Annotated in this window: 15 protein-coding genes; 7 read left to right on the plus strand and 8 right to left on the minus strand. The window is 68.3% G+C overall.

Going from position 1 to position 16,160, the window contains the following annotated elements; all coding sequences use genetic code 11:
• Positions 1-17 precede the first annotated feature (17 nt).
• Entirely contained in the window at positions 18-1,922 is a 1,905-nt protein-coding gene (gene dxs / locus CFP71_RS04530; protein WP_093932567.1) for a 1-deoxy-D-xylulose-5-phosphate synthase, read from the minus strand.
• A gap of 217 nt (positions 1,923-2,139) precedes the next feature.
• On the opposite strand from dxs, the gene CFP71_RS04535 reads away from it, so the two are divergent.
• From CFP71_RS04535 to CFP71_RS04550, 4 genes are all read left to right on the plus strand, one after another.
• Positions 2,140-3,627 carry an aldehyde dehydrogenase family protein gene (locus CFP71_RS04535; RefSeq protein ID WP_093932568.1) on the plus strand — a complete coding sequence of 496 codons (1,488 nt, stop codon included), beginning with the start codon at positions 2,140-2,142 and terminating at the stop codon, positions 3,625-3,627.
• Between the two features lie 16 nt (positions 3,628-3,643).
• A complete protein-coding gene (locus CFP71_RS04540; RefSeq protein WP_093932569.1) occupies positions 3,644-5,155 on the plus strand; it encodes an APC family permease in 1,512 nt (503 codons plus the stop codon).
• A complete protein-coding gene (locus tag CFP71_RS04545) occupies positions 5,152-6,705 on the plus strand; it encodes a GMC family oxidoreductase (protein WP_093932570.1) in 1,554 nt (517 codons plus the stop codon). The genes CFP71_RS04540 and CFP71_RS04545 overlap by 4 nt, the downstream gene beginning before the upstream one ends.
• A 227-nt stretch (positions 6,706-6,932) precedes the next feature.
• Positions 6,933-7,622, plus strand: coding sequence for a DUF1062 domain-containing protein (locus tag CFP71_RS04550; RefSeq protein ID WP_093932571.1), 690 nt, complete (start codon positions 6,933-6,935; stop codon positions 7,620-7,622).
• Positions 7,623-7,673: 51 nt separating this feature from the next.
• Here the strand turns inward: CFP71_RS04550 and CFP71_RS04555 are convergent, their stop codons facing one another.
• From CFP71_RS04555 to CFP71_RS04565, 3 genes are all read right to left on the minus strand, one after another.
• Positions 7,674-8,018 carry a hypothetical protein gene (locus CFP71_RS04555; RefSeq protein ID WP_093932572.1) on the minus strand — a complete coding sequence of 115 codons (345 nt, stop codon included), beginning with the start codon at positions 8,016-8,018 and terminating at the stop codon, positions 7,674-7,676.
• A 132-nt stretch (positions 8,019-8,150) separates the two neighbouring features.
• Positions 8,151-9,356 carry a class I SAM-dependent RNA methyltransferase gene (locus CFP71_RS04560; protein WP_093932573.1) on the minus strand — a complete coding sequence of 402 codons (1,206 nt, stop codon included), beginning with the start codon at positions 9,354-9,356 and terminating at the stop codon, positions 8,151-8,153.
• A complete protein-coding gene (locus tag CFP71_RS04565) occupies positions 9,353-11,380 on the minus strand; it encodes an APC family permease (RefSeq protein ID WP_093932574.1) in 2,028 nt (675 codons plus the stop codon). Before CFP71_RS04565 ends, CFP71_RS04560 begins: the two co-directional genes overlap by 4 nt.
• Before the next feature lie 151 nt (positions 11,381-11,531).
• On the opposite strand from CFP71_RS04565, the gene CFP71_RS04570 reads away from it, so the two are divergent.
• On the plus strand, positions 11,532-12,197 hold the full coding sequence (locus tag CFP71_RS04570) for a potassium channel family protein (RefSeq protein WP_093932575.1): 666 nt from the start codon (positions 11,532-11,534) through the stop codon (positions 12,195-12,197).
• Positions 12,197-12,853 carry a potassium channel family protein gene (locus CFP71_RS04575; protein WP_007033567.1) on the plus strand — a complete coding sequence of 219 codons (657 nt, stop codon included), beginning with the start codon at positions 12,197-12,199 and terminating at the stop codon, positions 12,851-12,853. Before CFP71_RS04570 ends, CFP71_RS04575 begins: the two co-directional genes overlap by 1 nt.
• Positions 12,854-12,864: 11 nt before the next feature.
• Here the strand turns inward: CFP71_RS04575 and CFP71_RS04580 are convergent, their stop codons facing one another.
• Both CFP71_RS04580 and CFP71_RS04585 read right to left on the minus strand, forming a co-directional pair.
• A complete protein-coding gene (locus CFP71_RS04580) occupies positions 12,865-13,608 on the minus strand; it encodes a DUF3159 domain-containing protein (RefSeq protein ID WP_093932576.1) in 744 nt (247 codons plus the stop codon).
• A 9-nt stretch (positions 13,609-13,617) separates the two neighbouring features.
• Positions 13,618-13,998 carry an OB-fold nucleic acid binding domain-containing protein gene (locus CFP71_RS04585; protein WP_093932577.1) on the minus strand — a complete coding sequence of 127 codons (381 nt, stop codon included), beginning with the start codon at positions 13,996-13,998 and terminating at the stop codon, positions 13,618-13,620.
• Positions 13,999-14,100: 102 nt separating this feature from the next.
• On the opposite strand from CFP71_RS04585, the gene CFP71_RS04590 reads away from it, so the two are divergent.
• Entirely contained in the window at positions 14,101-14,814 is a 714-nt protein-coding gene (locus tag CFP71_RS04590; protein WP_167405998.1) for an alpha/beta fold hydrolase, read from the plus strand.
• A gap of 194 nt (positions 14,815-15,008) precedes the next feature.
• Here the strand turns inward: CFP71_RS04590 and CFP71_RS04595 are convergent, their stop codons facing one another.
• Together CFP71_RS04595 and dut are read right to left on the minus strand one after the other, a co-directional pair.
• Positions 15,009-15,668 carry a DUF3710 domain-containing protein gene (locus tag CFP71_RS04595; protein WP_093932579.1) on the minus strand — a complete coding sequence of 220 codons (660 nt, stop codon included), beginning with the start codon at positions 15,666-15,668 and terminating at the stop codon, positions 15,009-15,011.
• Positions 15,668-16,150, minus strand: a complete 483-nt coding sequence (dut, locus tag CFP71_RS04600; RefSeq protein WP_026467910.1) for a dUTP diphosphatase — start codon at positions 16,148-16,150, stop codon at positions 15,668-15,670. The genes CFP71_RS04595 and dut overlap by 1 nt, the downstream gene beginning before the upstream one ends.
• Between the last annotated feature and the right edge of the window lie 10 nt (positions 16,151-16,160).

Genomic DNA, 16,160 nt, shown 5'->3' on the forward strand with positions numbered 1-16,160 from the left:
CGTGACACGCGTGCTTGTCAGCGGTGCGTGTCCTCCGGAGCGGGCGTCCGGCTCGCCAGGTTCGCCGACCACTCGGTCACCCGTCGCGCCACGTCCTGCGCGGTCAGCCCGACCCGGGCCAGCACCTCCTCGCGCGAACCGTGGTCGTGGAACACCTGCGGCACCGCGAGGTCCCGCAGCGGGACGTCGCATTCGGCGTCGCGGAACAGCGCGGCCAGCGCGGACCCGAAGCCACCGTGGCGGCCGCTGTCCTCGACGGTCACGACGAGTTTGTGCTGCTCGGCCAGCGCGACCAGTTCGGCGGGCGCCGGGACGACCCAGCGCGGGTCCACCACGGTCACACCGATGCCCTGGTCGGCCAGCCGGTCCGCGGCGGCGAGCCCGAGCATGGCGAACGCGCCCACCGCGACGAGCAGGACGTCGGCGTCGCCGGTGGGTTTGCGCAGCACGTCCACCACGCCGACACGCTCGACGGCGGGCACGGAGTCGATCACGCCGCCCTTGGAGAACCGCAGTGCCGTCGGCCCGTCCTCGACCGCGACGGCCTCGCGCAGTTCCTCGCGCAGCGTGCCGGCGTCGCGCGGCGCGGCGACCCGCATGCCCGGCACCATGCCCAGCAGCGACAGGTCCCACATGCCGTGGTGGCTCGGCCCGTCCGGTCCGGTGATGCCCGCCCGGTCCAGCACCAGCGTCACCGGCTGACGGTGCAGCGCGACGTCCATCAGGACCTGGTCGAACGCCCGGTTCAGGAAGGTCGAGTAGACGGCGACGACGGGATGCTTGCCGCCCATCGCGAGACCGGCGGCCGAGGTCACCGCGTGCTGCTCGGCGATCCCGACGTCGTACCAGCGGTCCGGGTACGCCTCGGCGAACTTGTGCAGCCCCGTCGAGCGCAGCATGGCCGCGGTGATCGCGACGACGTCCTCGCGGTCGGCGCCGATCTTGACCAGTTCGTCGGCGAAGACGCCGGTCCAGCTCGGGCCCTTGACCGGCGGCAGGCCGGTCTCCGGGTCGATCGGATCGGTCTGGTGCATCTGGTCGGCCTGGTTGGTGACCGCGGGCTCGTAGCCGTGGCCCTTCTCGGTGACCACGTGCACGATGACCGCGCCGCCGAAGTCACGAGCGCTCTGGAAAGCCTTCTCCAGCGCGACGAGGTCGTGCCCGTCGACCGGGCCGAGGTACTTGAGGCCGAGGTCGGAGAACATCATCTGCGGGCTCAGCGCGTCCTTGAGGCCCGCCTTCGCCGCGTGCAGCGCCGCGTAGATCGGCTTGCCGACGATGGGCGTGTGCCGCAGCAACTCCTTGCCGCGGTCCAGAACGCGCTCGTAGCCCGGCTTGAGCCGCAGCGAAGCGAGGTGGTCCGCGACGCCGCCGATGGTCGGCGAGTAGGAGCGGCCGTTGTCGTTGATGACGATGACGACCGGGCGGCGCGGGTTCGCGGCGATGTTGTTGAGCGCCTCCCAGCACATGCCGCCGGTCAGCGCGCCGTCGCCGACGACCGCGATCGCGTGCCTGCCGCCACCGCCGAGTTCGAACGCCTTCGCCAGACCGTCCACATAGGACAACGCTGTCGACGCGTGGCTGTTCTCGACGAGGTCGTGCTCGCTCTCGCCGCGCGCCGGGTAGCCGGTGAGGCCGCCGAGCTGGCGCAGCTTGCCGAAGCCGTCATGACGGCCTGTGACGATCTTGTGCACGTACGCCTGGTGACCGACGTCCCACACGATGGCGTCGCTCGGCGAGTCGAAGACCCGGTGCAGCGCCATCGTCAGCTCGACCACACCCAGGTTCGGGCCCAGGTGACCACCGGCGAGCCGCACCTTCTCGACCAGGAAGTCGCGGATCTCCGCGGCCAGCTCGCCGAGCTGCTCCTGGTCCATCCGCTTCAAGTCGGCCGGTCCGTGCACGGACTCGAGCAACGTCACTCTCCCACCTCGCCTGGTTCCTCTTCCGCCGTTCCGGCCAGTCTACGGAGGGCGGCTGAGAGTCTTCCGTCCCCCGCGTCACGGGTCACATGTCAGAAAATCACCACACCACACCCGACGGTGTGAACATGGTCTCTTTTGCCAAGTAGCGGTCACGTCGGGTGCCCGCGATAATCCGAAATCGACGGTTGAGCAGGAGCCGGTTTCGGAGGGCTTGATGGCGGACTTTTTCATCGGTGGCGAATGGGTCGACGCGGTCGGCGGTGGTCGCCGGGAGATCCGCTGCCCCGCGGACGGGTCACTGGTCGCGGAAGTCGCCGAAGGCACCCGCGAGGACACCGAAGCGGCCATCGCCGCCGCGAGGAAGGCGTTCGACACCGGCCCGTGGCCCGCCACTCCCGCTCCCGAACGCGGTGACCTGCTGCTGAAGGCCGCCGACCTGCTCGACCGCGACGCCGGGGCGTTCGCCCGCGCCGAGTCGCTCGACACCGGGAAACGGCTGGTCGAGAGCGAATACGACATGGCCGACATCGCCGCGTGCCTGCGTTACTTCGGCAAGCTCGCCGCGAACGACGCCGGCCGCGTGGTCGACACCGGCAACCCGGACGCGTTCAGCCGCATCGTGCACGAGCCGGTCGGCGTCTGCGGGCTGATCACGCCGTGGAACTACCCGCTCCTGCAGACCATCTGGAAGGTCGCCCCCGCGCTCGCGGCGGGCAACACCTTCGTCCTCAAGCCCAGCGAGCTGACCCCGCACACCTCGATCATGCTGATGAAGCTGCTGACCGAGGCCGGGCTCCCCGGCGGCGTCGCGAACCTGGTGCTCGGCGCCGGCGCGCAGGCCGGGGCGCCGCTGTCCGAACACCCGGACGTCGACCTCGCCTCGTTCACCGGTGGCCTGGCGACCGGGAAGATCATCGCCGCCTCCGCCGCGTCCACCATCAAGAAGGTCGCGCTGGAACTGGGCGGCAAGAACCCGAACGTCGTCTTCGCGGACTCGGACTTCGACACCGCCGTCGACTACGCGCTGACCGCGGTCTTCCTGCACTCCGGGCAGGTCTGCTCGGCGGGCGCGCGGCTGATCGTCCAGGAGGAGTGGCACGACGACTTCGTCGCCGAACTCGTCCGGCGCGCGGAGTTGATCCGACTGGGTGGACCTTTCGACCCGAAGGCTGAAACCGGTCCTTTGATCTCCGCAGCCCATTTGGAAAAGATCGAACGATACGTCGCCAGGGCGCTGGAAGAGGGCGCTGTCCTGCGCACCGGCGGCAAACGCCCGGACGATCGCGAACTCGCGAAGGGGCACTACTACCTGCCGACCATCCTCGACAACGTGAAGCAGGGCAGCAGCGCCGTCGTCGACGAATCGTTCGGCCCGGTGCTCACCGTCGAGACCTTCACCGACGAGGACGACGCGGTCCGCATCGCCAACGACACGCACTACGGCCTCGCGGGCGCGGTCTTCACCTCGGACGCCTCCCGCGCCCAGCGGGTCGCGAACCGGTTGCGGCACGGCACGATCTGGATCAACGACTTCCACCCGTACCTGCCGCAGGCCGAGTGGGGCGGCTACAAGCAGTCCGGCTTCGGGCGCGAGCTCGGCCCGACCGGATTGGCCGAGTACGTGGAGGCGAAGCACATCTACCAGAACCTCCGGCCCGCACCACAGCGCTGGTTCTCCGGGGAGCCTGCCGCATCCAACTGAAGACGGGAAACTGCCGATGAGCACTCCTTCCGATGACGGCCTGGCCGGTTTCGGCTACAAACAGGAACTCGAAAGAACACTCGGCAACTTCCACACCTTCGCCGCCGGGATCAGCTACATCTCGATCCTGACCGGCACCTTCCAGCTGTTCTACTTCGGCTTCAGCTTCGGCGGCCCGGCCTACTGGTGGTCGTGGCCGATGGTGTTCGCCGGCCAGCTGATGGTCGCGCTGTCGTTCGCCGAACTGGCGGCGCACTACCCGGTGGCGGGCTCGATCTACAACTGGTCGAAACGGCTCGGCAGCCCGCATGTGGCGTGGCTGGCGGGCTGGATGATGCTCACCGCGTCGATCGTCAGCATCGCGGCCGTCGCGCTGGCGTACCAGATCACGCTCCCCCAGATCTCGTCGTTCTTCTCCTTCTCCGGCGACAGCGCGGTGAACGCGGTCATCCTCGGCACCGTCCTGATCCTGTTCACCACGCTGGTGAACGCGTGGGGCGTCAAGCTGATGGCGCGGATCAACAGCGCCGGAGTGTTCATCGAACTGGTAGCCGCGGTCTTGCTGATCGTGGCGCTCGCGGTGAACATCACGCGCGGGCCCGAGGTCGTCATGCAGACCAACGACACCGGCGCCGACCAGCCGTGGGGCTATTTCGGGGCGTTCCTGGTCGCCTCGCTCGCGTCGACCTACGTCATGTACGGCTTCGACACCGCCAGCTCGCTCGGCGAGGAGAGCCACGACCCGCGCAAGAACGCGCCCAAGGCGATCCTGCGCGCGCTGATCGCGTCGTTCGTCATCGGCGGGCTGATCCTGATCCTGGCGCTGATGGCCGTCGGTGACATCGACGACCCCCAGATCGCCACGGGTGGCCTCCAGTTCATCGTCCTCGACGTCCTGGGCAGCACGATCGGCACGATCTTCCTGCTGGCGGTCGTCATCGCCATCACGGTGTGCAACCTGGCCGTCCAGTCGGCGTCGATCCGGATGATGTTCGCGATGGGCCGCGACAACAACCTGCCCGCCGGGAAGCATCTCGCGCGAGTGTCGCCGAAGACGAAGACGCCGGTGATTCCCGCGATCGTGTCCGGGGTCATCGCGGTGCTGATCCTGGTGGTCAACGTCGGGCAGCCGCAGATCTTCACGGTGATCACCAGCATCGGCATCATCATGATCTACCTGGCTTACCTGCTGGTCACCATCCCGATGCTGGTCAAGCGTCTGCGCGGGCAGTGGCCGCCGCCGAAGGTGGAGGGCGCCAAATACTTCTCCCTCGGCAAACTGGGGCTGCCGGTGAACATCCTCGGCGTGCTCTGGGGCGGCGCGATCGTGGTGAACCTGGCTTGGCCGCGGCGCGAGGTCTACAACGCGACCGAGCCGTATCACTGGTACCTCGAATGGGGGGCCGTGCTGTTCGTCGGCGCGGTGGCGGTCGTCGGTTTCGCGTATTACTGGTTCGTCCTGCGGCACAAGAGCGGCGTCCTGGCCGATCACGCCGCGGAAGCACATCCCGAGGAGGCAGCACAGTGACCGGAGAGTTCGACTACATCGTCGTCGGCGGCGGGACGGCGGGTTCGGTGGTCGCGGCGAGACTCTCGGAAGACCCGGACGTCACCGTGGCGCTGCTGGAGGCCGGACCGTCCGATGTGGACGATCCGGCGGTGCTGGAACTGACGAAGTGGATGGGCCTGCTGGAATCCGGTTACGACTGGGACTACCTGGTCGAACCGCAGGCCTCCGGCAACTCGTTCCTGCGGCACGCCCGCGCGCGGGTGCTGGGCGGCTGCTCGTCGCACAACTCGTGCATCGCGTTCTGGGCGCCGGCGGAGGATCTCGACGAATGGTCGTCACTCGGCCTGCCCGGCTGGTCGGCTCAGGACATTTTCCCGCTGTACAAACGTCTTGAGACCAACGACGGGCCTGGCGACCACCACGGCCGCTCGGGCCCGGTGACCATCCGGTCGGTGCCGCCGAACGACCCGACCGGTGTCGCGCTGCTGCAGGCCTGCGAGCAGGCGGGTATCCCGCGGACGCAGTTCAACTCCGGCAAGACCGTGACACACGGCGCGAACTGGTTCCAGATCAACGCGCGCGAGGACGGCACGCGCTCGTCGGCGTCGGTGTCCTATCTGCACCCGATCATCGGCAAGCGGCCGAATCTGGAGATCATCACCGGCGCCCGGGTCCGGCGCCTGCTGTTCGACGGCAAACGCTGCACCGGCGCGGAATATCTGGCCGACGACCTGATCCACGGTGTTCCGTTGCGGGCGCGGCGCGAGGTCATCCTGTCCTCGGGCGCGATCGACACGCCGAAACTCCTGATGCTGTCCGGAATCGGCCCGGCCGCGCATCTGCGCGAGGTCGGCGTGGACGTCCTGGTGGACTCCCCCGGCGTCGGCGAGAACCTGCAGGATCACCCGGAAGGCGTCATCCAGTGGGACGCGCTGCAACCGATGACCACGGAGTCGACGCAGTGGTGGGAGATCGGCATCTTCACCACCACGGAGGAGGGCCTCGACCGCCCCGACCTGATGTTCCACTACGGCTCCGTGCCGTTCGACATGAACACCCTGCGGCACGGCTACCCGACGACGGAGAACGGCTTCTGCCTGACGCCGAACGTCACCCGGTCGCGGTCGACCGGCACGGTGCGGCTGCGCAGCCGTGACTACCGGGACAAGCCGAAGGTGGACCCGCGCTACTTCACCGACGAGCACGACATGCGCGTGATGACCTACGGCATCAAACTGGCCCGCAAGATCGCCGAACAGCCTGCCCTGGACGAGTGGGCGGGCACGGAACTGGCGCCCGGGCGGGACGTCAAGACCGACGACGAGATCGCGGACTACCTGCGCAAGACGCACAACACGGTCTATCACCCCTCGTGCACCGCCAAAATGGGCGGCGACGGGGATCCGCTGGCCGTACTGGACGCGCGGCTGCGGGTGCGCGGCGTCGAAGGCCTGCGGGTCGCCGACGGTTCGGCGATGCCGTTCCTGGTCGCGGTGAACCCGTGCATCACGACGATGGCGATCGGCGAGAAGTGCGCGGACATGCTGAAGGAGGACGCGCGCGCCTAGTTCTGCGTCGAAGGCCCCCTGGCTTCGGTCAGGGGGCCTTCTCTTTGCCCGAAAACCAGTGGAGCGGTCTTTTGGGCGCCGCTACCGTGCTGCCGGACCACGTCGCCGAGCCGAGAGCCTGCCGTTGTACACCCTGTGAGACCTCCCCAGAGCTGATTCGTCGCGCGTCGCGCCTTCGCGTCGCGCTTCCTTTGCTGCGGCTTTCTCACTGAAACGGGTGTATTCCTGTGCTCGAAAACTGGGTGGTCGTTCCCACCTGCCTGCCTGTCGTCCTCCGCCGTTGCCATGTTTGCCCGTCCGGGCGTTTCCGGGCGAACGGCAAGTTCCGTGTCAACGCCAACCACAAGCTCCTCGATGCCTGGCTCCTCGTGCGCTGCGTCGCGTGCGGGGACACCGCGAAGCTCACGATCCTGGAGCGGGTGAACGTGCGCTCCGTACGGCCCCGGCTTTTGGTTCGACTGCACGAGAACGACCCTGCTCTGGCCGCCGAACTGCTCGCCGATCCGGTCGTGCTGCGCCGTAACCGCGTCGCCCTCGATTGGGAGGGCGCCTGGCGGCTCTCCACCGGTGCCCCGGGTCACCAAGACTTTCGTGACGTCTCGGTTCGGTTCGCGGCGCGGATTCCGGTCCGGCCGGTGCGGTTGATCGCGGAAGGTTGCGGCCTTTCGCGGGCCGAAGTCGAGAGATTGATCGAAGAGGGGAAGGTGGTTTCGGCGGTGCGGTTGCGGGGGAAGGTCTCGGGCGACTTCACCTTCACACTGAAACGCCCTCAAGGAGGCCTTCACGGACCGGTGTTCGGTGGCGAGCGACGGGGTGAAGGGGGCCGGCGGCGTTGTGAAAGCCACTTTCACAACGTTGAAGGTTGCGAAAGTGGCTTTCACAACATCCGGAGCCGGAACACCCGCAAGCGACCATGAACTCTTTGCCCTGCCTCAATAGCAGCCCCTGCGTGCGTCACCCCAAGACCATCAGATGGAAACAACGGCCGGAGTACCCCGGCTCCCGGAGATCTGGTTCAACGCCCACGCCTGCCCGAACTCGGCCAGCGCGGTCCCCGACCAGTATTCAGGAATACTGACGCCCTTCCACAACTGCATCTTCGGTCCTGCCAAGGTGCCGTGACTGACCTGAACCTGGACAGCGCCCTCGACCCAGACGAAAACGAAGTGGGCGTACATGAACATCCACGCCTGCCTGCCCAGCAGGTCCCGGGTGAGGAGGGGCCCTTCGGACGCGTAAGGCGCCGTGTAGATGACCTGCTTCCGGTCGTTCCGATAGGTGATCTCCTGCGCGGTCACACCGGGTGGGAGCATTGAAGGAAGCACTGGATCGAAATTCCCCGCCGTCATGAGATTTCGCTTTATCGAAACTCAAGTTAGCGAGCACTCCGGCGCCCGGACAAGGCGCACGAAACCGATCCATTCCGACGGTCTAAAAAGATACCGTTATTGCAACAATGCAACACATTCGACGTGGTGCGTCATCGGGAAGGCGTCGAAAGCACGCAAGTCCACCAAGCCGTAGCCGTGCTCCTTGAACAGCGCGATGTCCCTGGCCAGCGCCGCCGGGTCGCAGGCCACGTAGACGATCCGGTCCGGCGAACCCTCCACAATGGACTCGACGACGGCTTTTCCGGCGCCCTTGCGCGGCGGGTCCAGGACGACGACATCGACCGGCTTCGGGGCGTCGGCCAGCAGGTGTTCGACGCGGCCGGAGCGCCAGCGGACCTGCGGGAGGTCGGCCAGGTTCTCCTCGCCGTCGGTCACGGCGCGGCGGCCGGACTCGATGGCCAGGACCCGTCCCCTCGGGCCGACCTGCGAAGCGAGCACGGACGCGAAGAGGCCGACACCGGCGTAGAGATCCCACGCCACGCCGTCACGCGGCGCCTCGGCCCATTCCGCGACGACGGCGGCGAGCACGTCCGCGGCGGCCGGGTGGACCTGCCAGAAGCCGTGGGCGTCGAGCCGCCAGTCGCGGCCGGCGGCGTGCTGCACGGCGAGGCCGCCCGACAGTTGCCGCGACCGGGTCTTCCCGTGGACCGTCGAAAGATCACGAAGGTGCACCTGACCTTCGCCGTCCTTGGTGACCTCGATTTCGCTGCCGGGCCGCCAGTTCCGCGACACGACGTCGTCGAGCGCGCCGGGGACGGTGATCGGGCAGTCGTCGATCGGGATCACCCGGTGGCTGTGGTGCGCCCGGAACCCCGCGCGGCCGTCCTTGCCCGCGACGAGCCGGACGCGGCTGCGCCAGTCCAGCGGACCGCCGTCGAGCGCTTCGACGACGACTTCGCGGTCGATCCCGGCCAGCCTCTTCAGCTGCTCCATGACCACCGCGGCCTTGAGTTCACGCTGGTACCCCGGAGCGGCGTGCTGCCAGTCGCAGCCGCCGCACTCCCCCGGCGCCGCGAGCGGGCACGGCGGCTCCACACGTTCCGGTGACGCCTCCAGGACCTCGATCGCGTCGGCGCGGCAGAAGGAACCGCCCTTGTCCTCGGTGACCGAGGCCAGGACCCGCTCGCCGGGCAGCGCGTGCCGCACGAAGACGACCCGGCCTTCGGTCCGCGCGACACAGTGCCCGCCGTGCGCGACCGCGCCGACCTCCAGCTCGATCGTCCGGCCGAGCCAGGTACCGGTCGACGCGTCCACACTCATTCTGCTTTGTCCTTCGTTTTCTCGGGTTGTTTGACGACCGGGGAGAAGCCGCGCCGCACGTCGCCCGCCGCCGGACGTGCCTTCCGGTCGCGTTTGATCGCCTTTTCCGACGATTCGAGCTGCCACGGCACGCTGGTCACCATGACACCGGGCTGGAACAGGAGCCGCCCCTTGAGCCGCAGCGCGCTCTGGTTGTGCAGGACCTGCTCCCACCAGTGCCCGACCACGTACTCGGGGATGAACACGGTCACCACGTTGCGCGGATTGTCGCCGCGGACGCGCTTCACGTAGTCCAGTACGGGTTTCGTGATCTCGCGGTACGGCGATTCGATCACCTTCAGCGGCACCTTGAAATTGTGGTCGTCCCATTCCTGGACGAGTTTGCGCGTCTCGACGTCGTCGACGTTCACCGTGACGGCCTCGAGGACGTCCGGCCGCACGGCCTTGGCGTAGGAAAGCGCGCGCAGGGTCGGCAGGTGCAGTTTCGAAATCAGCACGATCGCGTGGTTGCGCGACGGCAGGACGGCCGGTTTCCGGTCCATCTCGCGCAATTCCTCGGCGACCCGGTCGTAATGCTTGCGGATCGCGGTCATCAGCGCGTAGATGGCCACCATCGCCGCGATGGCGATCCAGGCGCCGAGCAGGAACTTCGTGACCAGCACGATGATCAGCACGGTGCCGGTCATGGTGAGGCCGATCGCGTTGACCGTCTGCGAACGCCGCATCCGCCGCCGCACCGCCGGATCGGTTTCCCTGGCCAGCAGGCGGTTCCAGTGCCGGATCATGCCCGCCTGGCTGATCGTGAAGGACACGAAGACGCCCACGATGTAGAGCTGGATGAGCTTGGTGACCTCGGCGTCGAACGCGATGATCAGCACGAGCGCGAACGCCGCGAGGAACAGGATGCCGTTCGAGAACGCCAGCCTGTCGCCCCGGGTGTGCAGCTGCCGCGGCAGGTAGCGGTCCTGCGCGAGGATCGAGCCGAGCACCGGGAAGCCGTTGAACGCGGTGTTCGCGGCCAGCAGCAGGATGATCCCGGTGACGAACGAGATGTAGTAGAAGCCCGGGGTGAAGTCGGCGAACACCGCGTGCGCGATCTGCGCGACGATCGTCTTCTGCTCGTACCCCGCCGGCGCGCCGGAAAGCTGGGTCTCCGGATGTTCGGCGAACTTGACCTCGGTGACGATCGCCAGCGTGATGATGCCGACCAGCATCGTGACCGCGAGCACGCCCATCATCAGCAGCGTGGTCGCCGCGTTCTTCGACTTCGGTTTCCGGAACGCCGGGACACCGTTGCTGATGGCCTCGACACCGGTCAGCGCGGCCGCACCGGAGGAGAACGTCCTCAGCAACAGGAAGAAGAACGCGAAACCGGTCAAAGAGGCTTCTTCGTGCAGTCCGAAATCGGCGCTTTCGGCGCGCATGTCGGCACCCGAGGCGGCCTCGATCAGCCCCCAGACGACCATCCCGAGAATGCCGATGATGAATCCGTAGGTCGGGATCGCGAACGCTTTGCCCGATTCGCGCACTCCGCGCAGATTCAGCGCGGTCAGCACGACCACGATGATGACCGCGGCGATCACCTTGTGCTGCGCCACCCACGGAATCGCGGAACCGATGTTCGCGACGCCGGAAGACGTCGAAACCGCGACGGTGAGCACGTAATCGACCAGCAGCGCGCTGGCGACGGTGAGGCCGAATTTGCCGCCGAGGTTGGTGTTGGCGACTTCGTAGTCACCGCCGCCGCTGGGATAGGCGTGCACGTTCTGCCGATAGGAGGCGACCACGACCAGCATGACGAGCGCGACGGCGACGCCGATCCACGGCGCGAACGCGTACGCGGACAGGCCCGCGACACTGAGGGTCAGAAAGATTTCCTCAGGCGCGTAGGCGACGCTCGACAACGCGTCGGACGCGAAAATCGGCAGCGCGATGCGCTTCGGCAGCAGCGTATGCGAGAGGCGGTCACTCCGGAATGGACGTCCGAGGACGAGCCGCTTCAATACGGTCGGGAACTTCGACACCTGGGAAGACTAGCTGTGACGCGCAGCGTCTCCGTTGAGGGTGGCGGCGGGGAGGACGGTGGAGTAACGGTCGGTCCCCACGGTAGGTTCGGCGCTGGTATGTCTGGGTACCTGCGGACGGGTGAACGTCCGAAGACTAAGGAGGCAGGGCGTGCACGTGGTGATCATGGGATGCGGCCGGGTCGGCGCATCCCTTGCCGCGGCGCTGGAGCGGCTGGGGCACGAAGTCGCCATCATCGACAAGACCCAGCAGGCGTTCCGGCGGCTCGGCAGTGATTTCCACGGTCAGCAGGTGGTCGGCGTCGGCTTCGACCGGCAGGTGCTGATCGAGGCCGGGATCGAACGCGCGGGTGCTTTCGCGGCGGTGTCCAGCGGCGACAACTCCAACATCATCTCGGCTCGCGTGGCCAGGGAGAACTTCGGCGTCGACAAGGTCGTCGCCAGGATCTACGACCACAAGCGCGCGGCCGTCTACGAACGGCTCGGCATCCCGACCGTGGCGACCGTGCCGTGGACGACCGACCGGTTCCTGCGCACCCTGCTGCCCGACGGCGTCGCCTCGGAGTGGCGGGATCCCTCGGGCAGCGTGGCGCTCCTGCAACTCCCCCTGCACGAGGGCTGGGTCGGGCACAGCGTGCGCGACCTGCAGGACACCACCGGCGCGCGGGTCGCGTTCATCATGCGGTTCGGCACCGCCGTCCTGCCCGACACCAAGGCCGTGATCCAGGCGGACGACGTCGTGTACGTCGCCGCGAAATCAGGCACCGTCAGCGACGTGACCAGCGTCGCCGCTCGCGAACCGGAAGAGGAGAACTGATGCGGGTCGCGATTGCCGGGGCCGGCGCGGTCGGCCGGTCGATCGCCGCGGAGCTGATCGACGGGCGTCACCAGGTGATGCTCATCGAACGCGAGGCCGACCAGTTCGAGCCGCACACCGTGGAGCAGGCCGACTGGGTGCTGGGCGACGCGTGCGAGGTGTCGATCCTGGAGGAGTCCGGGATCGAGCAGTGCGACGTCGTGATCGCCGCGACCGGCGACGACAAGGCGAACCTGGTGGTGTCGCTGCTGGCGAAGACCGAGTTCGCGGTGCGCCGGGTGGTGGCGCGGGTGAACAATCCGGCCAACGAGTGGCTGTTCAACGACGCCTGGGGCGTCGACGTCGCCGTGTCGACCCCGCGGATGCTCGCGGCGATGGTCGAGGAGGCGGTGAGCGTCGGCGATCTGGTGCGGCTGATGACGTTCCGGCAGAGCCAGGCGAACCTCGTCGAACTCACCCTCCCGGAGGAGACCCCGCTGGCGGGCAAGGCCGTCAGCGAGATCAACCTGCCGAGGGACGCGGCGCTGGTGACGATCCTGCGCGGGGACCGGGTGATCGTGCCGCAGCCCGAAGACCCGCTGGAGCCGGGTGACGAGCTGCTGTTCGTGGCGACGTCGGACGTGGAGCCGGAGATCCGGACCGCGCTGGGTTATTAGAAGCGGGGTTACTAGTTCTCCGTGACGGGCGCCTGCGCGTACTTCGCGCGCAGGCGAGCCTCGACCTCTTCGTCGGTCTCCTCGGCGGGGGCCTCTTCGGCCAGCGCCTTGAGGTGCTTGTCCGACCGCCGGACCGCCCAGACGACGGTGAGCAGGCCGAGCGCGTACAGCGGGTAGCCCATCGCGATCTTCGCGAAGGCCAGCCAGCCGGTGTAGTCCTCGTCGTAGAGCCAGCGCTGCACGACGAACCGGGCACCGAAGATCAGCGCCATGGCGCCGGTCGCGATCGAATAGGCGATCAGCGACTTCTTGTCCTTGCGCCAGGCTTGACCGCTGCCGTTGAGCGCGTTCCACACCACCCCGGCGAGCGGCCAGCGCACGACGATCGACAGCACGAAGACGCCGAAGTAGACCAGGCTCGTCCAGATGCCGAACAGGAAGAAGCCCTTGGCCGATCCGGTCCGGTACGCGATGAACGCCGCGATCGCCACGCCGAAGAACCCGGAGATGGCGGGCTGCAGCGGCTCCTTGCGCACGATCCGCAGCACGGTGATCGCCACCGCGCTGCCCACCGCGGCCCAGATCCCGACCGTGAGGCCGAAGATGGAGTTCGCGATGACGAACACGATGACCGGCAGCGAGGAATAGAACAGTCCCGACAGCCCGCCCATCTGTTCCAGCAGGGTGGGCTGCGGCTTGTCGGCCTCGTCCGGTTCCCCGGTCTTCTTCTGGTCGCCGCCGGCGGGTTCAGTCACGATGCGGGATCAACTCACAGGGCTCTGAAGTTCGTAATACGGGTTGTAAAGCACCTTCTGACCATCACGTTCGGCCATCCGGCCGCGCACCTTGATGGTTCGCCCGGGTTCGATCCCGGGGATCCGGCGGCGTCCGAGCCAGATTAGCGTCACACCCTGTGTGCCGTCGAACAGCTCGGCCTGCAGTGTCGCCGCTTCGTTGGTCGGGCAGAGCTCCACAGTGCGGAGTCTGCCGAGCACCGTCACCTCTTGACCCGACCGGCAGTCGCAGGCGCGCTGCGCTCCGCCGGCCTCGGATTTTTCGGAGAGGTCGTCGGCGTCGAGATCCTCGACGTCGCTGGTCAGCTTGCGAACCAACCGGCTGAAGTAGCCGCCGTCTTTGGCGGGCATAACGGTGCTCCTGTGCTCCGGGGCCCCCGACTGAACGGCCCGTGCGTGATCCAGCGTAACTGTGTCCGGACCAGGACAACCTGTTTGGGAGAAGATCGCAACGTGACCTCCGCTATTCCGCCTACGACGGCAGTCGTACTCCCCGGCACCGGGTCCGACGAAGTGTTCGCGCGCAGCGTGTTCTCCGGTCCGCTGCGGGCACTCGGCGTCCGGTTGCTCACCCCGCCGCCGCCCCCGGGAGACCGGCTCGCGGACGGCTATCTCACGGAGCTGGACAGGCTGTCGGGCGAGCACGGTCCGCTGCTCGTCGGCGGCATCTCGTTCGGCGCGCACCTCTCGGCGGAGTGGGCCGTCCGCAATCCGGGGCGCTGCACCGGCCTGCTGGCCGCGCTCCCGGCCTGGAACGGCCCGGCCGGGCGAGCACCCGCGTCGCTCGCCGCGCGGCTGTCAGCGGATCTGGTGGCCGGAAACGGGGTCGACGGCGCGCTGGCGAAATCGTCGGACGGCGTCCCGGACTGGCTCTCCACCGAACTCGGCCGCGCGTGGCGGCGGCACGGCGAGGGACTGGTGGCGAGCCTGCGGACGGCCGCGTCACATCCCGCGCCGTCGCTCGAAGACCTCAAGGGCCTCGACGTGCCCGCGGGGATCGGCGCCTGCGTGGACGATCCGATCCATCCAGTGGAAGTCGCCCGGGTGTGGGCGGACGCCCTGCCGCGCGCCGAGGTCGGCGAGTCGACGCTCACCGCCCTCGGCGCGGACCGGGAATCCCTGGGCCGGGCGACCGTGCTGGCCTGGCTGAAGGCACGGAACCGCTAACCGGCGTCGGCAGGGCGACCGGTGGCGCACGGTCTCCCCAAGGGCGCCCCGCGCCCGACGGAGACTTCACCGTCGCGCGCCCTCTTTCGGGCCGAAGGCCCACGAAAACGCGATGAAGGGGCGCCTCCGCACCCAACGTGAGTTACGTACGAAACGGCGCCCCTTCGGCGCGCTTTTCGTCAGCGCGCGACAGACTAGCTCTGCTGCTCGGCGATGTGCTGCGCGACCGCGTCGGGCAGCGTGATGGTCAGCGGGGTGCGGACCGGCATCGGCGCGTCACCGCGGTCGACGATGGTGTGCCGCACGATCTCCCGCAGCACCGCCGGCGCCTGCGACGCCTGGGACTGCGGCCCGGCGATGACGCCGCGAAGCATCCAGCGCGGGCCGTCGACCCCGACGAACCGCAACGCGACGTCGCCGACGATCGCGGACAGCTCCAGCCCCCACTCCCCCATGCCGACCGAGACCTTGGCACCGTCGGCCCGCAGCTGCTCGGTGAGCTCGGTGCTGACGTCCTTCCACAGGCCGCCGGACCGGGGCGCCGCGTAACCGCTGACGGTGATCTGGCCCTGCTCGGTGACGACGTGCACCGCGCGGACGCCGCCGCTCTCCGGGTCCATCTCGACCTGGACCTGGGAACCGTCGGGCACCGGCACCTTCACCGAACCGAGGTCGATCCTCGGGATGCCGTCCTCGGGCGCGTCGGCGAGGTCGAACGGGCCGTCCGCGGTCTCCGACAGCTGCGACTCGATCTCCTCGGCGTCGTCGGCGGCGCTGTCGGGGCGCTCCTCGACCTCGGGCGCGGCGTGCCGTCCACTCGGCTTCGCGTCGCGCTTGCGTCCGAAAATCCCCACTAGTTCTCCGTTCCTTCCCTGGCTCCGGCTCCCAGTGTGGCGTGTCCGCCCGTGGAGCCATACCCACCCTCGCCGCGCTCGGACGACTCGAGCTCGGCGACCTCGACGAACTCGGCCTGTTCGACCCGTTGCACGACCAGTTGCGCGATCCGGTCGCCGCGGGTGAGCACGACCTTCTCGGAGAGATCATGGTTGATCAGGCAGACGCGGATCTCACCGCGGTACCCGGAGTCGATAGTGCCCGGGGTGTTGACGACCGAGAGGCCGACCCGGGCCGCGAGACCCGACCGCGGATGGACGAAGCCGGCGTAGCCGGGTGGCAGGGCGATCGCGACGCCCGTCCCGACCACGCCGCGTTCGCCGGGCGCGAGCACGAGATCCGAAGTGGTGACGAGGTCGGCGCCCGCGTCACCGGGGCGCGCGTAGGCGGGGAGGGGGACCGAAGGATCGATCCGGGAAAGCAGTACCTGAACGGTGGACACGGGCGGCGAG

Source organism: Amycolatopsis thailandensis (assembly GCF_002234405.1).
In the GTDB taxonomy this organism is placed as follows: Bacteria; Actinomycetota; Actinomycetes; order Mycobacteriales; family Pseudonocardiaceae; genus Amycolatopsis; species Amycolatopsis thailandensis.